19 protein-coding genes and 1 tRNA gene are annotated in these 17,444 nt (G+C 63.2%); 12 read left to right on the top strand and 8 right to left on the bottom strand.

Going from position 1 to position 17,444, the window contains the following annotated elements:
* Window positions 1–135: 135 nt before the first annotated feature.
* Window positions 136–212: transfer RNA gene (locus tag K7H93_RS01675), tRNA-Pro, on the bottom strand.
* 242 nt (window positions 213–454) lie between these two features.
* Between K7H93_RS01675 and yajC the strand changes: the two genes are divergently transcribed.
* Genes yajC through secF form a run of 3 tightly spaced genes read left to right on the top strand, consistent with a single transcriptional unit; the run spans window position 455 to window position 3,385 of the window.
* Complete coding sequence (yajC, locus tag K7H93_RS01670) at window positions 455–769, top strand: preprotein translocase subunit YajC (RefSeq protein WP_010239239.1); 315 nt, start codon at window positions 455–457, stop codon at window positions 767–769.
* Window positions 770–789: 20 nt separating this feature from the next.
* On the top strand, window positions 790–2,388 hold the full coding sequence (secD, locus tag K7H93_RS01665; protein WP_010239241.1) for a protein translocase subunit SecD: 1,599 nt from the start codon (window positions 790–792) through the stop codon (window positions 2,386–2,388).
* 19 nt (window positions 2,389–2,407) lie between these two features.
* Window positions 2,408–3,385: a protein translocase subunit SecF gene (gene secF, locus K7H93_RS01660; RefSeq protein WP_230782118.1), complete on the top strand. Its 978-nt coding sequence runs from the start codon at window positions 2,408–2,410 to the stop codon at window positions 3,383–3,385.
* A gap of 70 nt (window positions 3,386–3,455) precedes the next feature.
* Here the strand turns inward: secF and K7H93_RS01655 are convergent, their stop codons facing one another.
* On the bottom strand, window positions 3,456–4,637 hold the full coding sequence (locus K7H93_RS01655; protein WP_230782116.1) for a glycosyltransferase: 1,182 nt from the start codon (window positions 4,635–4,637) through the stop codon (window positions 3,456–3,458).
* A gap of 11 nt (window positions 4,638–4,648) precedes the next feature.
* The gene (locus K7H93_RS01650; protein ID WP_230782114.1) at window positions 4,649–5,221 is read right to left on the bottom strand and encodes a helix-turn-helix domain-containing protein; all 573 of its coding nucleotides are present in this window, start codon (window positions 5,219–5,221) and stop codon (window positions 4,649–4,651) included.
* A 97-nt stretch (window positions 5,222–5,318) separates the two neighbouring features.
* Here K7H93_RS01650 and K7H93_RS01645 point away from each other — a divergent pair, with 97 nt between their 5' ends.
* Window positions 5,319–5,792, top strand: a complete 474-nt coding sequence (locus K7H93_RS01645; protein ID WP_230782112.1) for a DUF6456 domain-containing protein — start codon at window positions 5,319–5,321, stop codon at window positions 5,790–5,792.
* Window positions 5,793–5,830: 38 nt separating this feature from the next.
* Here K7H93_RS01645 and K7H93_RS01640 read toward each other — a convergent pair whose 3' ends face one another.
* Both K7H93_RS01640 and K7H93_RS01635 read right to left on the bottom strand, forming a co-directional pair.
* The gene (locus K7H93_RS01640; protein ID WP_230782110.1) at window positions 5,831–6,427 is read right to left on the bottom strand and encodes a uracil-DNA glycosylase family protein; all 597 of its coding nucleotides are present in this window, start codon (window positions 6,425–6,427) and stop codon (window positions 5,831–5,833) included.
* Entirely contained in the window at window positions 6,424–8,223 is a 1,800-nt protein-coding gene (locus tag K7H93_RS01635) for an ABC-F family ATP-binding cassette domain-containing protein (RefSeq protein WP_230782108.1), read from the bottom strand. Before K7H93_RS01635 ends, K7H93_RS01640 begins: the two co-directional genes overlap by 4 nt.
* A 101-nt stretch (window positions 8,224–8,324) precedes the next feature.
* On the opposite strand from K7H93_RS01635, the gene K7H93_RS01630 reads away from it, so the two are divergent.
* The 4 genes from K7H93_RS01630 to K7H93_RS01615 all read left to right on the top strand — a co-directional run bounded on the left by K7H93_RS01630 (window position 8,325) and on the right by K7H93_RS01615 (window position 11,732).
* A complete protein-coding gene (locus tag K7H93_RS01630; protein ID WP_230782106.1) occupies window positions 8,325–9,050 on the top strand; it encodes an SIMPL domain-containing protein in 726 nt (241 codons plus the stop codon).
* A 96-nt stretch (window positions 9,051–9,146) separates the two neighbouring features.
* A complete protein-coding gene (locus tag K7H93_RS01625; RefSeq protein WP_230782104.1) occupies window positions 9,147–9,482 on the top strand; it encodes a PepSY domain-containing protein in 336 nt (111 codons plus the stop codon).
* Between the two features lie 104 nt (window positions 9,483–9,586).
* A complete protein-coding gene (locus K7H93_RS01620) occupies window positions 9,587–10,264 on the top strand; it encodes a response regulator transcription factor (RefSeq protein ID WP_010239256.1) in 678 nt (225 codons plus the stop codon).
* A gap of 22 nt (window positions 10,265–10,286) precedes the next feature.
* Window positions 10,287–11,732: a sensor histidine kinase gene (locus K7H93_RS01615; RefSeq protein ID WP_420840370.1), complete on the top strand. Its 1,446-nt coding sequence runs from the start codon at window positions 10,287–10,289 to the stop codon at window positions 11,730–11,732.
* A gap of 82 nt (window positions 11,733–11,814) precedes the next feature.
* Here the strand turns inward: K7H93_RS01615 and K7H93_RS01610 are convergent, their stop codons facing one another.
* Together K7H93_RS01610 and K7H93_RS01605 are read right to left on the bottom strand one after the other, a co-directional pair.
* Window positions 11,815–12,042: a hypothetical protein gene (locus tag K7H93_RS01610; protein ID WP_010239258.1), complete on the bottom strand. Its 228-nt coding sequence runs from the start codon at window positions 12,040–12,042 to the stop codon at window positions 11,815–11,817.
* A 213-nt stretch (window positions 12,043–12,255) separates the two neighbouring features.
* Entirely contained in the window at window positions 12,256–12,462 is a 207-nt protein-coding gene (locus tag K7H93_RS01605; RefSeq protein WP_010239259.1) for a hypothetical protein, read from the bottom strand.
* A gap of 192 nt (window positions 12,463–12,654) precedes the next feature.
* Here K7H93_RS01605 and K7H93_RS01600 point away from each other — a divergent pair, with 192 nt between their 5' ends.
* From K7H93_RS01600 to K7H93_RS01585, 4 genes are all read left to right on the top strand, one after another.
* Window positions 12,655–13,677 (top strand): polyprenyl synthetase family protein, encoded by a 1,023-nt coding sequence (locus K7H93_RS01600; RefSeq protein ID WP_230782102.1) that lies wholly within the window; start codon window positions 12,655–12,657, stop codon window positions 13,675–13,677.
* A gap of 38 nt (window positions 13,678–13,715) precedes the next feature.
* Window positions 13,716–14,438, top strand: coding sequence for a hypothetical protein (locus tag K7H93_RS01595; RefSeq protein WP_230782100.1), 723 nt, complete (start codon window positions 13,716–13,718; stop codon window positions 14,436–14,438).
* Entirely contained in the window at window positions 14,422–15,615 is a 1,194-nt protein-coding gene (locus K7H93_RS01590; RefSeq protein ID WP_230782098.1) for an XRE family transcriptional regulator, read from the top strand. The genes K7H93_RS01595 and K7H93_RS01590 overlap by 17 nt, the downstream gene beginning before the upstream one ends.
* An 88-nt stretch (window positions 15,616–15,703) precedes the next feature.
* Window positions 15,704–16,582 carry an IS1595 family transposase gene (locus tag K7H93_RS01585; RefSeq protein WP_230782096.1) on the top strand — a complete coding sequence of 293 codons (879 nt, stop codon included), beginning with the start codon at window positions 15,704–15,706 and terminating at the stop codon, window positions 16,580–16,582.
* Between the two features lie 41 nt (window positions 16,583–16,623).
* Here K7H93_RS01585 and K7H93_RS01580 read toward each other — a convergent pair whose 3' ends face one another.
* Entirely contained in the window at window positions 16,624–17,388 is a 765-nt protein-coding gene (locus K7H93_RS01580) for a hypothetical protein (RefSeq protein WP_230782095.1), read from the bottom strand.
* Between the last annotated feature and the right edge of the window lie 56 nt (window positions 17,389–17,444).

Below are 17,444 nucleotides of genomic sequence, written 5' to 3'. Positions count from 1 at the left end.
GTGAGGGGAGGGCGTCTGCACCGCCTGTGCAGGCCTGCCAGAGCGCTCTTCTGAAAGGGGACTCCCGACGGAAACCCGGCCGCAGCCGATATGGCAAGGGTTTGTGCGGGATGTGTTTTGAGAGGGTAATTCCACTGGTCGGGAAGACAGGATTCGAACCTGCGACCCCCACACCCCCAGTGTGATGCGCTACCAGGCTGCGCTACTTCCCGAGCAGTGGAAGGGGGCCTATAGGCGCGACATTCGCAGCTGGCAATGCCCGTTTGCCACTGTTTGCCAATCGCGCGTCAAAGCCGCTGTGCGCCGCCGATTGCTCTTGTCTGCCAAGGCTGCTAGGCGCGCGGGTCTGGAGTGGCGGTGACGCGGCAGGGGACGGATTCTTTCCGCCCGGCTTGCGGTCGCCGCATCGACGCTCCATTTCGACATCCGGATTTCAACAGGCACCCGTACCCTCATGCTCGACCTTATGACCGCCGCGGCCAGCGCATCAGCGCCCCCGGCCTGGATCCAGTTCCTGCCCTTCGTGGGCATGATCCTCATCTTTTGGTTCCTGATCATCCGCCCGCAGATGAAGCGGCAGAAGGAACACCAGGAAAAGATCGGCGGCCTCAAGAAGGGCGACCGGGTGGTCACCGCAGGCGGGCTGATCGGCAAGATCGTCGCCGTGCGCGACGACGAGGTCGAGCTGGAACTGGCACGCGATGTGCGGGTCAAGGCCGTGAAGAGCACGATCGGCGACGTGATCCTGCCCAAAGCCAGCAACGACTGAGCGCGAAGAGGCTTCTACCAATGCTCGAATTTCCGCGCTGGCGTAAGATCTGGTTGTGGGCGTTGACCCTGGTGGTGGCCGCGTGCGCCATCCCTTCGTTCTTCTCCATCGCCAACATTCCTTTTCCGCGCAGCCTGCCCGATCCGACGGTCAATCTCGGGCTCGACCTTGCCGGTGGCAGCCACATCCTGCTGGAAGCGCAGCCCGCGCAGGTCGCGGCGCAGCGGCTCGAAAATCTGGAGGAATCGGTTCGCACCGCGATGCGCGATGCGAGCCCGCAGATCCGCATCGGCGACGTTTCGACCCGGGGCGGGCGCCTCTCCTTCATGCTCGACGATCCGAGCGAGATCGACCGGGCGCGCGAAGTCCTCACCCCGCTGATGAACGGCACCGGGCTGACCCGCCAGTGGGAACTGAGCGTGGTCGACACCAGCCGGATCGTGCTCACCCCGACCGCACAGGGCCTCGACGAGGCGGTGACCCAGGCGATGGACAGCGCGACCGACGTGGTCCGCCGGCGGATCGACGAGCTGGGCACGCGCGAGCCGACCATCCTGCGCCAGGGCGACACCCGCATCGTGGTGCAGGTGCCGGGCCTGCAGGACCCCGAACAGCTCAAGGAACTGCTCGGCCAGACCGCAAAGCTCGAATTCAAGCTGGTCGATCAGGAAGCCCTGCCGAGCGACGTTGCCGAGGGTATCGCCCCTCCGGGCAGCGAGATCTTCCCCTTTGCGGAAGGGTCCGCTTTCGAAGGCACCAGCCTCGCGGTTCGCCGGCTTGGCGGTATTCAGGGCGACAGCCTGGTCAATGCGCAGGCCGGGGTCGACCCGCAGGACAACAGCAATATCGTCAACATCCAGTTCGACAGCCAGGGCGGCCAGCGTTTCGCCCAGCTGACAACGCAGAATGTGGGCAAGCCCTTTGCCATCATCCTCGACGGTGAAGTGCTGTCCGCGCCCAATATCAACGAGCCTATTCGTGGCGGCGCGGCGCGCATTTCGGGCGGGTTCACCGCCGACAGCGCCAACGCGCTCGCGATCAGCCTGCGTTCGGGCGCGCTGCCGGTCGATCTTTCGATCGTCGAGGAACGCACCGTCGGGCCCGATCTTGGTGCCGACTCGATCCGCGCCGGGCTGCTCGCGATGGGCATCGGCTCGATCCTGGTCGTCGCCCTGATGATCGCCACCTATGGCCGCTTCGGGGTCTATGCGACCTGCGCGCTGGTCATCAACGTGATCATGATCCTGGGCATCATGGCCGCGCTCAACACCACGCTGACACTGCCCGGTATCGCCGGTTTCGTGCTGACGATCGGCGCGGCGGTGGACGCCAACGTGCTGATCAACGAACGCATCCGTGAAGAGCGAAAGCGGGGGCGGCGCGTGGTGACCGCGGTGGAGAACGGCTACCGCGAGGCAAGCCGTGCGATCTACGATGCGAACATCACCAACTTCATTGCCGGGGTGCTGCTGTTCCTGTTCGGTTCGGGCCCGATCCGCGGCTTCGCGGTGGTCCTGATCATCGGCCTGTTCACCAGCGTATTCACCGGCGTGACCATGACCCGCATGTGGGTCGCGGGCTGGCTCAAGGCCAAGCGTCCGCGCGAAATCAACATCTGACGGGGCATCGAGTAACATCATGAAACTTCTCAAGCTCGTTCCCGACGACACCAACATCAAGTTCCTGCGCTGGCGCGTGCCGTTCTACATCGTCAGCGTGGTGCTGATGATCCTGAGCTGGGTCGCGGTGTTCACCATGGGCCTCAACTACGGGGTCGACTTCGCCGGTGGTCAGGAAGTGCGCCTGACCTTCCAGCAGCAGAACGAGGCCCCGATCCCGCAGCTGCGCGATCTGGTCGGCGATCTGGGTTATGGCGAGCCGGTGGTGCAGGAATTCGGCCAGCCCAACCAGGTCTCGATCCGCGTCCCGCTGCCCGAGGATGTCGAGAACACGCCCGGCGCGGCGACCGAGATCGGCAACAAGGTGATTGCCGCGATCGACCAGCAATATCCCGACGCTCGGACCGACGGTAACGACACCGTTTCCGGCAAGGTCGCGGGCGAATTCCGCGAACGTGCGCTGTGGGCGCTGCTGGCAGCGATGGCCGCGATCGCGATCTATATCTGGGTCCGGTTCGAATGGCAGTTCGGGGTGGGCGCGCTGTTCGCGCTGGTCCACGACGTGTCGCTGACCATGGGCTTCTTCGCGATCACCCAGCTGGAATTCAGCCTGCAGATCATCGCCGCGATCCTCGCCATCATCGGCTATTCGCTGAACGATACCATCGTGGTGTACGACCGTATCCGCGAGAACCTGAAGAAATTCCGCAAGATGCCCGTGCCCGAACTGCTCGACCTGTCGGTCAACGAGACGCTGGCACGTACCATCATGACCTCGCTGACGCTGCTCGTCGCGCTGATCCCGCTGCTGCTGTTCGGCCCTGCCAGCCTGTTCGGCATGGTCGCCGCGATCACGCTGGGGATCTTTATCGGGACCTACAGCTCGATCTACATGGCCGCACCGATCCTGATCTGGATGGGGGTGACCGGCACCAGCTTCGTGCCCCAGGAAAGCAAGGCAGAGCAGCAGGAAAAGGTCGCCCGCGGCGAAGCCTGACCGCGCACCTGCATCCCATCATACAGATTGAGGCCGTTCGTCCCGACAGGGGCGGGCGGCCTCGCTGTTTCTAGCGCCGGATGATCTCCGAATAGATCGCGTCGAGTGCCTCGGCGTGCTCGGCCCAGCCGAACCGCTCGACCATCTGCGCCGTGTCCCTCGGCGCTGGCGGATCGCGCAGGATCACCCGTACACCCTCGGCCACCGCATCGCCGTCGCGCGCAACCAGCGCGCCGGCAGCCGGGCCGCGCACCAGCTCGCGCGCACCGCCCACATCGCAGATCACCAGCGGGGTACCGCAGGCAAGCGCCTCGACCCATGCATTCGCAAGCCCCTCGCTGGCCGAGGGCAGCACCATCGCATCGGCGGCTGAGAGCACCAGCGGCAGCAGATCGTGGTCCAGCAGGCCCAAAAAGTGGACCCGCTCGGCCACGCCCAGCTCGCCTGCCAGCGCGCGCAGCTGCGGCTCGTCAGGGCCCTTGCCGACCAGCAGCAGTTGCGCATCGGGCAGCTGCGCCAGCGCGCGCACGACCATCTTCTGCCCCTTACGCTCGATCAGCGCGCCGACCGTCGCAATCAGCGGTCCTTTTTCGGGCAGCGCCACGCCCAGCCGCTCGCCCAGCATCCTGCGCAGCCCTGCGTTCTGCAGCGGGCGGAACCGGTCGCGGTCGAGCCCGGTGTAGTGGATCGCGATCTTGCCCCGATCCATCCCGAGAGCTGCCATATCCTGCGCCAGCGCCTCGCTCACGGCGAGCAGCCGGTCCGCCTGTTGCGCCGCGTCGAGCATCTTCGCCCGTCCAAAGCCGCGCGCACCCCAGTAGTGAATGTCCGCGCCGCGCGCCTTGATCGCCAGCGGCAGCTCCAGCGCCCGGGCAATCGCGGCAGCGGCCGGGCCGTCCGGGTAGAAGAACTGCGCGTCGATCATGTCGAAGGGCTGCCGTGCGTGCAGTTTGCGCGCCAGCGGCAGCACGGCTCTTGCGATCATCGCCGGGTTCAGCCGTCCGCCGACCTTGGGCAGCAGGGTGAAGCTGGGGCGATACACGCTCAGCCCATTGCTGCGCCCGTCGACCGCCGCCTCCTCCAGCGCGCGATATTCGCCCATCCTGACCGGCGGCAGGCCGATCGGGTTGATCACCGTCACTTCCCAGTCGGGCCGCGCGGCAAGCGCCTGCATCGAACTGGCCACAAAAGTGCCGAAGCGCGGGCGGGCCGCGTTAGGGTACAGCGTCGCGAGCGAGAGCAGCCGTTTCATGCGCGTGCCCGTCACAACGGCCGGACCAGCGTTTCGGCGACCGCGATCCACGCCGGGTCCTCAACGATAACCTGCTTGTGCCCCGGTTCGGGGGGCAGCAGCGCGATCCGCCCCGGTTCGCTATCCACCAGTCGGCCGAAGGCGAAGCGGCCCGCGCGGCGCGGCACCAGCACGTCGCGGTTGATCGCCTGGCCCGCCTTGGCCGGGTCGATCTGACGCAGCCATAGCTGGTCGCCGGTGCGATACGCCCCGGTGCTTGCGCTGACCTGCATCACCATCCGCGAGCCAGTTGCTCCCATCGCCTCGGGCAGGATCGCCTCGCGCGGGGTCTCCAGCGCCTGCGCGCCACTGTCGCCCAGCACGGCGACCACCGCGACCGGCTCCGCCTTGTCCGAGCGGACCAGCGTTTCGGGATCGACGCCCAGCGCGCTGCCGATCCGCTCCATCCATTTGAGCGAGAGGTTGCGTGTGCCCGTTTCCAGCCGGCCGATCGTCTGCGCGGTAGTGGGCGGGGTGCAGGCCTCCGCCAGATCGGCCAGGGTCCAGCCTTTCTGCCTGCGAATATCGCGGATCCGGTTTATCATCAGGGTGGGTCTTTCACCAAATCGGTAAAAACCACTTTCCTACACCTGCACCCGCTTGGCAAGCCGTCGCTCGATCAATCCGGGGAGACTATCTGCCATGCGACGCGAACTTGCCGAACGTGAACTGACCAGCGAAGGGCCGCGCCGCAGCGGTGGCCCCAGTGCGAGGCGCCGATCTGTCACCGTCAATCTCGCCGAAAGTCCGCTCACCTGGCTGCACGCGCGGGGACATCTGAGCGACCGCCTGTTCGATGCGGGCGAGCGTCTGCGCGCCGATTACGAGAAGGCGCAGCTGAGCCCCTCGGTCACGATGCGGTGGGACCCGGTGCGAATCAAGGGCGGGCCGGATGCCGGGCTTTCCCCCACGGAGCGGCAGATGGCAGCGAAGGAGCGCTTCGACGGCGCGCTGGCGGCGGCGGGCAGCGGCCTCTCGGACGTGCTGTGGCGGGTGGTGTGCGCGTGCGAGAACCTGCCGGATGCGGAGCGCGCGCTGCACTGGCCCGCGCGATCGGGCAAGCTGGTGCTCAGGCTGGCGCTGGAGCGGGTGGCCGATTTCTATCGCATCGGGTGAGGGTGCGTTCTTACCCCCTGGACTGTGTGTCAGGTGTGTCAGGCATGCTCGAGCCGACTGGCGATCCGCGCTCTCAGACGCGGCAGCAGATCGGCTTCGAACCAGGGGTGCTTGCGCATGAACAGGGTCGATCGCCAGGCGGGGTGGGGCAGGGGGATCGCGCCATCGAAGGCGGCGCCGTCGGTCTCCAGCCAATGCTCGACCCGCCGGGCCATGGTCCAGCCGCGCGTCTCGGGCAGGTTGGCCGCCTGGGCGTAGCTGCCGACCAGCAGCGTCAGCCGGTCGTCGGGCAGGGCGGCGAGCACGCGCTCGTGCCACAGCGGTGCGCATTCGGGGCGCGGCGGCCGGTCGCCGCCACTCGCCTTGCCGGGGTAGCAGAAGCCCATCGGGACCAGCGCGACCTGCTCTGCGTCGTACATCTGGTTGCGGTTCAGGCCGGTCCATTCGCGCAGCCGGTCGCCGCTGGCATCGTCCCATGGGATGCCGCTCGCGTGGACCTTGCTGCCCGGTGCCTGCCCGATGATGAGGATGCGGCTTGTGGAAGAGAACTGGACCACCGGTCGCGGTGCAAAGCCCAGCGCGGTCTCGCACACCCGGCAGGCGGCGATATCTGCGTGCAGCGTCTCTGTGCTCAACCCTCCACCCGCTCGGCAAGCATCAGCCAGCGTTCCTCGGCCTCGTCCTTCTCGCTCCGCGCATTCTCGATGCCCTTCATGATCGTGGCGAAGCGCTGCGGGTCCTTGCTGTACAGCTCCGGATCGGCGAGGATTTCCTCCCCCCGGGCGATGGCCAGCTCCAGCTCCTCGATCCGCTCGGGCAGCGTATCGTAATCGCGCTGATCCTTGTAGGAGAGCTTATCCGCTTTGGGCGGGGGCGGGGCAGGCGGCGGGCTCGCTTTAGCGGGTGCCTTGCTCTTGCCTGCGACGGGCTGGCGGCGCTTGGCGACCCAGTCCTCGTACCCGCCCGCGACCACATCGACCTTGCCCGACCCGTCGAGGCCGAGCGTGACGGTGACAGTCCGGTCGAGGAAGTCGCGGTCGTGGCTGACGATCAGTACGGTGCCCTCGTAGTCCGCGATGACCTCCTGCAAGAGGTCGAGCGTCTCGAGGTCGAGGTCGTTGGTCGGTTCGTCCAGCACCAGCAGATTGGACGCACGGGCGAACTCGCGCGCCAGCAGCAGGCGGCTGCGTTCGCCGCCCGAGAGGATATCGACCTTGGTGTCGACGATGCCGGGATCGAACAGGAACTCCTTGAGGTAGCCCTGAACATGCTTGCGATTGCCCCGCACATCGATCCAGTCGCCACCTTCGGCGAGCACCTGGCGCACGGTCTTGCCTTCGCCCAGCAGGCTGCGCTGCTGGTCGATCATCACCCCGGTCAGCGTCTTGGCGATGTCGACCGTGCCGCTGTCAGGCTCGATCTCGCCGGTCAGAAGCTTCAGGAGCGTGGTCTTGCCCGCGCCGTTCGCGCCGACGATCCCGATCCGGTCGCCGCGCTGGATGCGAAGCGAGAAGTCGCGGATGATCGTTCGGTCTCCATAGGACTTGGAGACATGATCGGCGACGATCACCGACTTGCTCTTGAAGTCCTCCGCCGTCGCCAGCTTCAGCTTTGCAGTGCCGCTGGTGTCAATCATCGAGGCGCGCTGGGCGCGCATCTGCCACAGCTTCTCCAGCCGCCCCTGGTTGCGCTTGCGCCGCGCGGTCACCCCGCGTTCGAGCCAGTGCGCCTCGAGCTTCAACTTCGCGTCGAGCTTCTCCGCCGCGCGCGCTTCCTCCGCATAGACCTGCTCTTCCCAAGCTTCATACCCGCCGAAGCCGACTTCCTTGCGCCGCATCGTGCCCCGGTCGAGCCACAGCGTCGCGCGGGTCAGGCGCTTGAGGAAGGTCCGGTCGTGGCTGATGACGACGAAGGCACCGGTGTAGCGGTCGAGCCAGCTCTCCAGCCAGTCGATCGCGGCCAGATCGAGGTGGTTGGTCGGCTCGTCCATCAGCAGCAGGTCCGGGTCCTGCGCCAGCGCGCGGGCGATCGCGGCGCGGCGCTTCTCGCCCCCGCTCGCGCCCTTGCACTCGCGGCTCATGTCGATGCCGAGCTGGCCTGCGATCGCCTCGACCTCGTGTTCGGCGGGCGGGTTCTCGCCCCCGAGTGCGAAGTCCATGAGAGTTTTGTGAGCCGAGACGTCCGGATCCTGCTCCAGCACCACGATCCGCGTGCCGGGCTTCACCTTGCGCTGGCCCTGGTCGGCATCGAGCTTGTCCTCGATCAGCCGGAACAGCGTGGTCTTGCCCGCGCCGTTGCGCCCGATCAGCGCGAGCCGGTCGCGCGGGCCGATGTGCAAGTCGATATTATCCTGGTTCGGGCCGCCGAACAGCCACCGGCCGCCCTGCTGGAGGCCGAGATTTTCCCAGGAAAGAATTGGAGGCTGAGCCATTGTTGCGGCGAGTTAAGGCGCGAAGAGCTAACTCACAAGCCTTCCGCGAGCCCATGCTTGCGGGTAACTGCTGGAAAACAGCAATCGTCTGGAGAATGCCGATGATCCGCACCGCCATCGTACCCACCGTCCTTGCCGCAACAGCTCTGGCTACAAGCCCCGCGATCGCTGCCGAAATTCAGGTTCAGGCCACCGGGCCGGTGATCGAACTGGTGGTCAACGAACAGGTCGAGGTGGAGCCTGACACGGTGACCATCAGCGCAGGCGTGACCACCCAGGCGCAAACCGCGCAGGAGGCGCTGTCGCAGAACTCCGCGCAGATGGAGCGAGTCATCGACCGGCTGAAATCGCTCGGCGTCCCCGAACGCGACATTCAGACCACCCGGATCAATCTGGGCGCACGCTTCGATTACGACCAGCAAACCCAGCAGCAGGTCTTTCGCGGCTATCAGGCATCCAATCAGGTGCGCGTGAAGCTGAGGGATACCGAAGAAGTCGGCGCGGTGCTCGATGCTTTGGTGAAGGCGGGCGCGAATGATATCAATGGTCCCAGCTTCTCGGTCTCCGACGATACCGGGCCCAAGGCAGAGGCGCGCAAGCGCGCGCTGGAACGTGCGCGCGGTATGGCCCTGGATTATGCGCGCGTCGCCGGGTACTCCAATGTCCGGGTTCTGCAGATCTCCGAAAGCGTGCAGGGTTCTGCGCGCGAATACAGCGCCGACGCAATTCGCGTGACCGGATCGCGCATCGGCGGTGCGCCGCCGGTCCAGGCCGGAATGGTCGAAACAGGCGTGACGGTCAGCGTGACCTACGAGGCGGTCAATTAAGGCGATTGTTCACAAATTGAGGCGGAAACCTGAACGGATGGTGGCGTGTCGTATTCACAGGCTATTCAATGGTTTCCGCCTATCGCTGTGCGCATCATGAAATCGCTCCTCGCCTCGCTCCTTCTGGGATGTGCGCTCGTCGCCGCACCTGCGCCCGCGTTTGCCCAGAGCAATCCCGCGCAGGAAGCGGCGCGGCGCGATACCCAGTCGGGCAGGGCGCTGCCACTGCGCCAGATCGAGGCGATCGTGTTCCGCTCGCTCGACGCGCCGGTCTGTTCCAACAGTGGCGGCGGGCGCGATTGCTACGAATATCTGGGCCCCGCGTACGATCCTGGCGCGATGGCCTATCGCCTCAAGTTCATGCGCAACAGCCGCGTGACCTTTGTCGATATCGATGCCCGCACGGGCCGCGTCCTGAGCCGCGCGCGCTAAGCGTCCGGCGGAAAAAGAGGCCCCGTTGTTGACGATGACGCGCCATTCGCTTCAAGGAGCGGCCTTGTTCAAGATACTTGCCAAGTGACAAGGACCACACGCCGATGCGCATCCTGATCGTGGAAGACGAGCCGACGCTGGGCCAGCAGCTCAAGTCGACGCTGGAACAGAACGGCTATGCGGTCGACCTGTCGACCGATGGCGAAGACGGCCATTATCTGGGCTCGACAGAGGATTACGACGCCGTGATCCTCGACCTCGGCCTGCCGGAAATCGACGGGCTGACCGTGCTCGGCATGTGGCGCAAGGAAGGCCGCAGGTTCCCCGTGCTGGTGCTGACCGCGCGCGACAGCTGGAGCGACAAGGTTGCCGGGCTGGACGCGGGCGCTGACGATTATCTCGCCAAGCCGTTCCAGACCGAGGAACTGATCGCCCGCCTGCGCGCGCTGATCCGCCGTGCTTCGGGCAATACGAGCAGCGAACTGACTGCCGGCGACGTGCGGCTCGACACCCGTTCGGGCCGCGTCACGCGCGGGGGCGACCCGGTCAAGCTGACCGCGCAGGAATACAAGCTGCTGAGCTACCTCATGCACCACAAGGGCAAGGTGGTCAGCCGCACCGAACTGATCGAACATATCTACGATCAGGATTTCGACCGCGATTCGAATACGATCGAGGTCTTCGTTACCCGCATCCGCAAGAAACTGGGCGCGGAAGTCATCACAACGATCCGTGGCCTTGGCTACAGCCTCGACGACCCCGCCGACGCCCCCCGCGCGTAACGGCGCGCCGCCGGCCGGGTCGTTGACGCGGCCCTCCGGCAGGCGCGATCCGCGTGCGCCCGATCGGGTGGCGGGGGAGGCCTATCAGGAGCCGCCGCGCGATTTCGTCGCGCCCCATACGGGCAGCCTGACGTGGCGCATGATCGCGATTTCCGCGATCTGGATCGTCGTCCTGCTGCTGGGCGGGGGGCTGGCGCTGGATCGCACGCTGACCAATCTGGTCCAGACCAATTTCGACACCCAGCTCAACAACAACCTGACCGCGCTGATAGCCTCGGCGGAGATCCAGCCCGGCGGTGAGGTGTGGCTGACCCGCCCGATGGGCGACCAGCGCTTTATGGAGCCCAATTCGGGCCTCTATTACCAGATCAGCCCCTCGGGAGAGCCGGTCGATCTGAACAATATCGACGTGCTGCCTTCACGATCGCTGTGGGACGAGGCGCTGGAACTCAGGACTTCGGCGAAGGACGAGCCGGTCTATTACGACAGCAGGCAGTTCCGCGGGGAGCCGCTGCGCATCGCCCAGCGCGATACGACCCTGCCCGGCAGAGACACGATGTGGACCTTCGCGGTTGCGCAGTCGCGCGCGGAGATCGACGAACAGATCGACCGCATCCGCCGCATCCTGGTGCTCAGCTTCGTGATCCTGGGGCTGGGCCTGCTGGTGCTCGTGCTGCTGCAATCCTATGTCGGCCTGCGCCCGCTGCGCCGTATCCGCACCGCGATCCAGCATATCCGCACCAGCGGCAGCAACCGGGTGACCGACCCGCTGCCGCTGGAGGTCCAGCCGCTGGTGCAGGAGCTGAACATGCTCCTCGAACATTCGGAGCGGCAGGCGGAAGAGGCGCGCACCCATGCGGGCAATCTCGCCCATGCGCTCAAGACCCCGCTGACCGTGGTCAACAACGCTGCGACCGCACACGCGCCCGATCTGGCCGATACGGTGATCCGCGAGGCGCGCACGATGCGCCGCCATGTCGACCACCATCTCGCCCGCGCCCGCGCGGTCGGACGCCGCGCGGTGGGTCATGCGCGAACCCCGGTGCGCGACAGCGCGGAAGCGGTCCGCCGTGCGATCGAGCGCCTCTATTCCGACGTGCGGTTCGACATCGACGGATCGAAGGACGCGCAGGTCTCGATCGAACGTCAGGATCTCGACGAAATCCTCGGCAACCTGATCGAGAACGCGGCGAAGTATGGTGGGGGCAGCGTGTTCGTGACGATCGATGCCGAGCCCGACGATCGCCGCTGCGTGATCTGGGTGGAGGATGACGGGATGGGCATCCCCGAGGAAAAGCGGGTCGAGATTTTTGATCGGGGTGCGCGGCTCGATACCGGCAAACCGGGCACTGGACTCGGCCTCGCCATCGTGCGCGACGTGGCGGAAATCTACGGCGGATCGGTCGACCTGGCGGAGAGCGAGGATCTGGGCGGCCTGCTTGTTCGCCTGTCGCTTCCGCGTAGCTGATGCGCTGCGGCGAGCAAGACTTAGCCAACAAAAAAGGGACGCCGAAGCGCCCCTTTTCCGTATTCGATCCTGTGCGTTAGGCTCAGGCGCTCAGCGGCGGTTCGTTGATGTCGCGGTCATCAGAAGTGACGACGGCAACCACGACCAGGCCGACCAGCGCTGCTGCGGCGATACCTGCAATGGCACCGCCACCGGCGAGGCTGTCTTCATTTTCGACCGGCGCGGCATCGCGGGTCTGCGCCTGCACGGCGAGGGGGGTGATGGCGAGCGTGGCACCGGCCAGCGCTGCGGTAAGCTTTCCGTACTTCATAGGTCTTTAAACCCCTTCTATTGAAACTCGATTAGCGAAAGGGCCAGAGACCAAGCGGTCACCAGCCCTTACGTACAGAAGGTGTCATCCTTAAGGAGGTTCCCTTCTTGCGACTATTTTAGGACGAATTGTGGCAATATCGCGTAGAACCGATACGAAAAAGGGCGCGAGTTGCCCCGCGCCCCTACCTGAAAAGGCAAATAATGCGTCGGCTTAGTTGCTGACGCTGTCGCTGTCGCCCGAAACCGCAATGCCGATACCCAGGCCGACGATGGCGAGGATGATCAGCGGAGTGTAGCCGCCGCCCATTTCGCTCTCATCCGAAACCGGCGCTGCGGTGCGGACGTCGGCCTGCGCCGCGATCGGCGCGACGGCGAGGGTTGCAGCAGCTGCTACGGCAAAGGTTTTGCCAAACTTCATCAGTAAATCTCCAAGTTCTTCCCTGAACGGAGAATTCTATGCGGTTTTTGCACCAGCCGCAACCTTGCGACGGCACAGGCGGCAATCGCGCCCGACCTGCGGCGAAAAGGGCACAGTGATTGCGACGCGGGCATGAGCGCGATGCGCGATGACGCTTGAAATGATCGCGGGGCTTGGCCATGGCCCGCTGTAATGACCGCCGAGATCGTCCCACTCCGTAAAGCGTCTGGCGCACCCGAAGCCTCGATCGATGCGATGCTCTCGCTCACCGCGTCGGGAATGAACGCGGTCAACACCGTGATCCTCGATCGGATGCAGAGCGAAATTCCGCTTATCCCGAGCCTTGCGGGTCACCTGATCTCGGGCGGAGGCAAGCGGCTGCGCCCGATGCTGACGCTCGCCGGGGCGGAGCTGGTCGGCTATAACGGCACGCGCCACCACAAGCTCGCCGCCGCGGTCGAGTTCATCCATACCGCCACGCTGCTGCACGATGATGTGGTCGATGGCTCCGAGATGCGCCGGGGCAAGGCGGCGGCGAACATCATCTTCGGCAATCCGGCGACCGTGCTGGTCGGCGATTTCCTGTTCAGCCGCGCGTTCGAGCTGATGACCGAGGATGGCAGCCTGAAAGTGCTGAAAATCCTCAGCTCGGCCAGCGCGATCATCGCGGAGGGCGAGGTTGCCCAGCTGACCTCGCAGCGCAAGATCACCACCAGCGAGCAGCGCTATCTCGACATCATCGGCTCCAAGACCGCCGCGCTGTTCGCCGCCGCCAGCCGCATTGCGGCGGTGGTCGCCGAATGCAGCGACGCGGAGGAGCAGGCGCTCGACGATTACGGTCGCAACCTCGGCATCGCGTTCCAGCTGGTCGACGACGCGCTCGACTATTCGTCCGACGCGGCCGAGATGGGCAAGGACCGGGGCGACGACTTCCGCGAAGGCAAGATGACCCTGCCGGTGATCCTCGCCTACGCCCGCGGCGACGCGGAGGAGCGCAAGTTCTGGGAGGCCGCAATCCTCGGCCACCGCACCTCCGACGAAGACCTCGCCCACGCGGTATCGCTGGTCGAACGCCACGACTGCGTCACCGCCACCCGCGACCGCGCCCGGCACTTCGCGCAGCGCGCGGCGGATGCGCTGTCGATCTTCCCCGACGGCAAGGCGCGCGAGGCGATGGTCGAAGCCGCGCATTTCGCGGTGGCGCGGGGGTTTTGAGGGCGGGAAAGCTGCAACGAAGCAACGGTCAGTAAGGAGTGGTTGACAAAAACGTAAAAAAATCGCATTTGGTTGCGCACGCCCAACTGCATCCGGATGACCCCATGCCGACCAACCCCCGCGTTTTCCTTGACGATCAATTTCCCACGGAACTGCGCCCCCTGATACCGTCGACCTTGAAGACTGCATATCGGGCGGCTGCAGACCTTATCGCCGACAACCCCCTATTGGAGTCAGCTGTAAGGCGGGGAGAGAGTGGGCGTATCATCGCTTGGTCGGTGGACGCGGCATTCAGCCGCCTTGTTGAGACTGGTGCGTTGCCGTTCGACAAGTCGTGGGAGTATTTTGAGCGCCCCACTGGTCGTTATCTTGCTTTGCGCGCCTCTCACTCCATTATCACGATCAGTCAGGTCGCGGACCCCGTAAAACAACCGCGGAATGTGCTGTTTCGTCAAAACAAGAGGTTGGCGAATGAGCCATTTCTTGATTTGCCCGGCTTCGAAGACGATCATGTGCTTGCTGGCGAGCCACACATTCTGCTGACACACGGGCATCAGAATTTGAATTTTGCCCACCTATGTATCCCTGATCCAGTTCACGGGCGAGACTACCGGTATCGCACGGCAAACCTGATGGGTGTGCCACATGTGGTAGAACCGGAAGGCCCACCCCTCGAAGACACAGATTTTGATGCTGATGCGTTGGCGCAGCTAAAGCAAGACGTTGAAAAGTTTAGGAGGGACCATGTCGGCAGCGAATGACAACATTCTTCGCTTCCCGAACGCCGCCCGCGAAGTTGATTCCGGGCGGCGATTGATTCCAGCAAGGCTTCAAGAAGCTCGGCTTGCGAAGCGCCTGAACCAAACAGAATTGGCAAATCTCGTTGGCGTAAAACGCCAATCGATTTCAGCTTACGAAAACGGGGCGAAGTTTCCTGAGCCAGAAACGATGTCTGCTATCGCACACAATCTCGGCCAGCCGATTAGCTTCTTTACGCGCGAGGAACTGCCCACTTTTGGAGAGTCAAGCGCGCTATTTTACCGGAAGGTTGGGCAGGACACGAACCGCCGCAATATGGCTTGTTCGATCTACTCGAAGTGGCTTGGCGAGTTGGCTTATACTTTCGAGCCATTGGTCAACTATCCAGAAGTAGATTTGCCGTCGTTCGAACCAGATGCGCCAGATGGGCGATATTCCGAGGAAGAAATCGAAGAAATGGCCGAAAGAGTAAGGGCGCACTTTGGTCTAGGGCTCGGGCCGATTTCGAACGTGGTTCGTTTATTGGAGGCGAAGGGTGTAATCGTATGTCGTGTCGAGGTACCCGGAGAGAACATTGAAGCATTTTCTTTTTGGCACGGTGATCGTCCCTTCATTTTCTTGGCTTCCGATAAAGGAAGTGCCGTTCGCTCGCGCTTTGATATTGCCCATGAGTTAGGTCATCTGTGCGCCCACAGGTGGATCACACAAGAAGACATTGAGGACCCGGCAAGTCTAAAGGCTATTGAAAAAGAAGCGGATCGATTTTCAGCGGCCTTTTTGCTGCCTCGTAAATCATTTCCCAACGAAGTATATTCTCCGCGCCTTTTGGCGTTTGTTGATTTAAAACGGCGCTGGAAGGTCGCGATTCAGGCAATGATTTATCGCTGTAAGGACTTGGGAATATTTGACGACCGCCAAGTGACCAACCTTTATAAAGAGATTTCTCGTAAGAAATGGCGCACTAGAGAGCCGCTTGATGGACCGGAGGGCATCCCGCTAGAGCAGCCTCTCCTGCTCCGAAAAGTGGCGGATCTTGCGCTGCAGTCAGGGAAGCTTTCTGTGGATGAACTGAAGACCAGTTTTCGACTGTCGCCTGACTGGATTGGGGCGCTCTCGGGCCTTCCTGAAAGCACATTCGCTCAAACCTCCGAGCCAAGGGTCTCTCCAACCTTGAAGTGAATTCCGTTGCATATGTGAACCGAATGATGTCGAAAATGTTCGACATTATCCCCTTGCGACAAGTAGGCCAATCTGCTACATAATGGGTATGCCCAAACAGCCCACCCTTCGCCAGTTTCAAGACCGCTTCCCCACCGAGGAAAGTTGCTTGGAACACCTAAAGATCGTCCGCTTTGGCGAGCGTCACGACTGCGAAGCGTGCGGCGTTGAGGCCAAGTTCTATCGGGTCAAGAAGCGCCGCTCGTATGCTTGCGAGCATTGCGGCCACCAAGTCTATCCGACCGCTGGAACGCCCTTCCATCGCACCCGCACGAGCCTGCGCGATTGGTTCTACGTCATGTTCCTGTTCTGCTCGACGCGGAACGGTGTCGCGGCCAAGGAAGTCGAGCGCCAGATCGGCGTCACCTACAAAACTGCATGGCGCATGTGCCATGAAATCCGCAAATATATGGCGATGGTGGACGGTGACGATCCGGTGGGCGGCGAAGGCTCGGAAGTCGAAATCGACGAGACGTTCATCGGCGGCAAGAGCCGCACCGGTCGCCAAGGCCCGAACCTTGCGAACAAGATCGTCGTGCTGGGCATGGTGGAGCGCGGCGGCAACCTGATTACCCGCGTCGTTCCGAACCAGCGCCGTGCAACCCTCTTGCCGCAGATCGAGGCGGCAGTGCGTAAGGGAACGCTCATTCACACCGACCACCTGCACAGCTACCGCGTGCTGGGCGAGCTTGGCTACAAGCACGAGCGGGTGAATCACAACGCGGGCCAGTACGTCAGCAGCACCGGCTCGCATGTACAGTCGATTGAAGGCTTCTGGTCGCAGCTAAAGCGCGGCATCAACGGGACGCATATTCATGTCAGCGCGAAGCATCTTCCGAAGTATCTGGGGGAGTTCGAGTTTCGTCACAATCGCCGCCACCGTCCTGAGACGATGATTGACGAGTTGATGCTGGCTTTTCCGCGTTAGCGCCGGTCATGGCCGCAAGCAGGCGGTCGAAGCGGGTCCGTTCATTCATGTGAACCAAAGGCCTTCTGTCGGGTGTCTTCAATCTTTCTCCGAAGATCATCTCGCATGGCATCTAGCGGCTCAATTGCCGCTTTTGCTTTCGTCCAAATGGCCATCTTCTGTTTCACGCCATCGACCTCCGGGTCGGCCTGCCAATCCCCCATTATCCCGAACTTTTCTCGGGTTTCGCTGATTTTTCGACAAGTTAATGTAACATCGAGATTAATGGAACCGACCATCCCCGCTTTATCAACTCCCGTCTCCCCTTCTGCAATCATCTGCTTCACCTTCGCAGGAACGGCAACTCTTTGCTTTTCCAAACTTTCTAAACGATTAGGGCTATAGCGCAAATCTTCAAAAGCGCGGTCCAATTCTACTCGTTTCGTTTCCAAGACATAGAGTTCGGAAAGCGCATCAAGCTTGTCGAACCCGTCGGACATATACTCGCGAGACCGAGTGCTTCCCTCAAGGGCTATTCTTTTACTTTCCGATAGCTGCCTTTGGTAATCCTCTTTGACCTCGCGCGCTGCGGACCAGAGAAAATAACCTGCTGCGAAAAGGCAAAGAATCTGAAACCAGTTTTTGTCGGGAAGCGAATACAAAAACTCGGCGTTAGAAGTAAGGGCCTCAATCATGCCAGCGCCCTCCCAAAGTTTCTTGAGAGTTGGCCCAAATGCGATTGCGACGAAGCCGGAACCAACGAGGGCTTTCGGCTTTTTGATGATGTCAAACGCGATGTCAGTTGGCGTTCGTTCGGCGTTTCCCATCCCCCCCTCATATCACCGGGCTCCCGAAAGAGTCGAGCGATACTTGTCGCAATGGG

The sequence above is a fragment of the Citromicrobium bathyomarinum genome (assembly GCF_021021475.1).
In the GTDB taxonomy this organism is placed as follows: Bacteria; Pseudomonadota; Alphaproteobacteria; order Sphingomonadales; family Sphingomonadaceae; genus Alteriqipengyuania; species Alteriqipengyuania bathyomarina.
The sequence above is the reverse complement of the archived record's forward strand: the minus strand, read 5'-3'. Positions and strand labels throughout refer to the sequence as shown.

Excerpts from the sequence above, each read along its gene's own strand:
- yajC (WP_010239239.1), top strand. The coding sequence starts at position 455 with ATGCTCGACCTTATGACCGCCGCGGCCAGCGCATCAGCGCCCCCGGCC.
- secD (WP_010239241.1), top strand. The coding sequence starts at position 790 with ATGCTCGAATTTCCGCGCTGGCGTAAGATCTGGTTGTGGGCGTTGACC.
- secF (WP_230782118.1), top strand. The coding sequence starts at position 2,408 with ATGAAACTTCTCAAGCTCGTTCCCGACGACACCAACATCAAGTTCCTG.
- K7H93_RS01655 (WP_230782116.1), bottom strand. The coding sequence starts at position 4,637 with ATGAAACGGCTGCTCTCGCTCGCGACGCTGTACCCTAACGCGGCCCGC.
- K7H93_RS01650 (WP_230782114.1), bottom strand. The coding sequence starts at position 5,221 with ATGATAAACCGGATCCGCGATATTCGCAGGCAGAAAGGCTGGACCCTG.
- K7H93_RS01645 (WP_230782112.1), top strand. The coding sequence starts at position 5,319 with ATGCGACGCGAACTTGCCGAACGTGAACTGACCAGCGAAGGGCCGCGC.
- K7H93_RS01635 (WP_230782108.1), bottom strand. The coding sequence starts at position 8,223 with ATGGCTCAGCCTCCAATTCTTTCCTGGGAAAATCTCGGCCTCCAGCAG.
- K7H93_RS01630 (WP_230782106.1), top strand. The coding sequence starts at position 8,325 with ATGATCCGCACCGCCATCGTACCCACCGTCCTTGCCGCAACAGCTCTG.
- K7H93_RS01625 (WP_230782104.1), top strand. The coding sequence starts at position 9,147 with ATGAAATCGCTCCTCGCCTCGCTCCTTCTGGGATGTGCGCTCGTCGCC.
- K7H93_RS01620 (WP_010239256.1), top strand. The coding sequence starts at position 9,587 with ATGCGCATCCTGATCGTGGAAGACGAGCCGACGCTGGGCCAGCAGCTC.
- K7H93_RS01610 (WP_010239258.1), bottom strand. The coding sequence starts at position 12,042 with ATGAAGTACGGAAAGCTTACCGCAGCGCTGGCCGGTGCCACGCTCGCC.
- K7H93_RS01605 (WP_010239259.1), bottom strand. The coding sequence starts at position 12,462 with ATGAAGTTTGGCAAAACCTTTGCCGTAGCAGCTGCTGCAACCCTCGCC.
- K7H93_RS01600 (WP_230782102.1), top strand. The coding sequence starts at position 12,655 with ATGACCGCCGAGATCGTCCCACTCCGTAAAGCGTCTGGCGCACCCGAA.
- K7H93_RS01590 (WP_230782098.1), top strand. The coding sequence starts at position 14,422 with ATGTCGGCAGCGAATGACAACATTCTTCGCTTCCCGAACGCCGCCCGC.
- K7H93_RS01585 (WP_230782096.1), top strand. The coding sequence starts at position 15,704 with ATGCCCAAACAGCCCACCCTTCGCCAGTTTCAAGACCGCTTCCCCACC.
- K7H93_RS01580 (WP_230782095.1), bottom strand. The coding sequence starts at position 17,388 with ATGGGAAACGCCGAACGAACGCCAACTGACATCGCGTTTGACATCATC.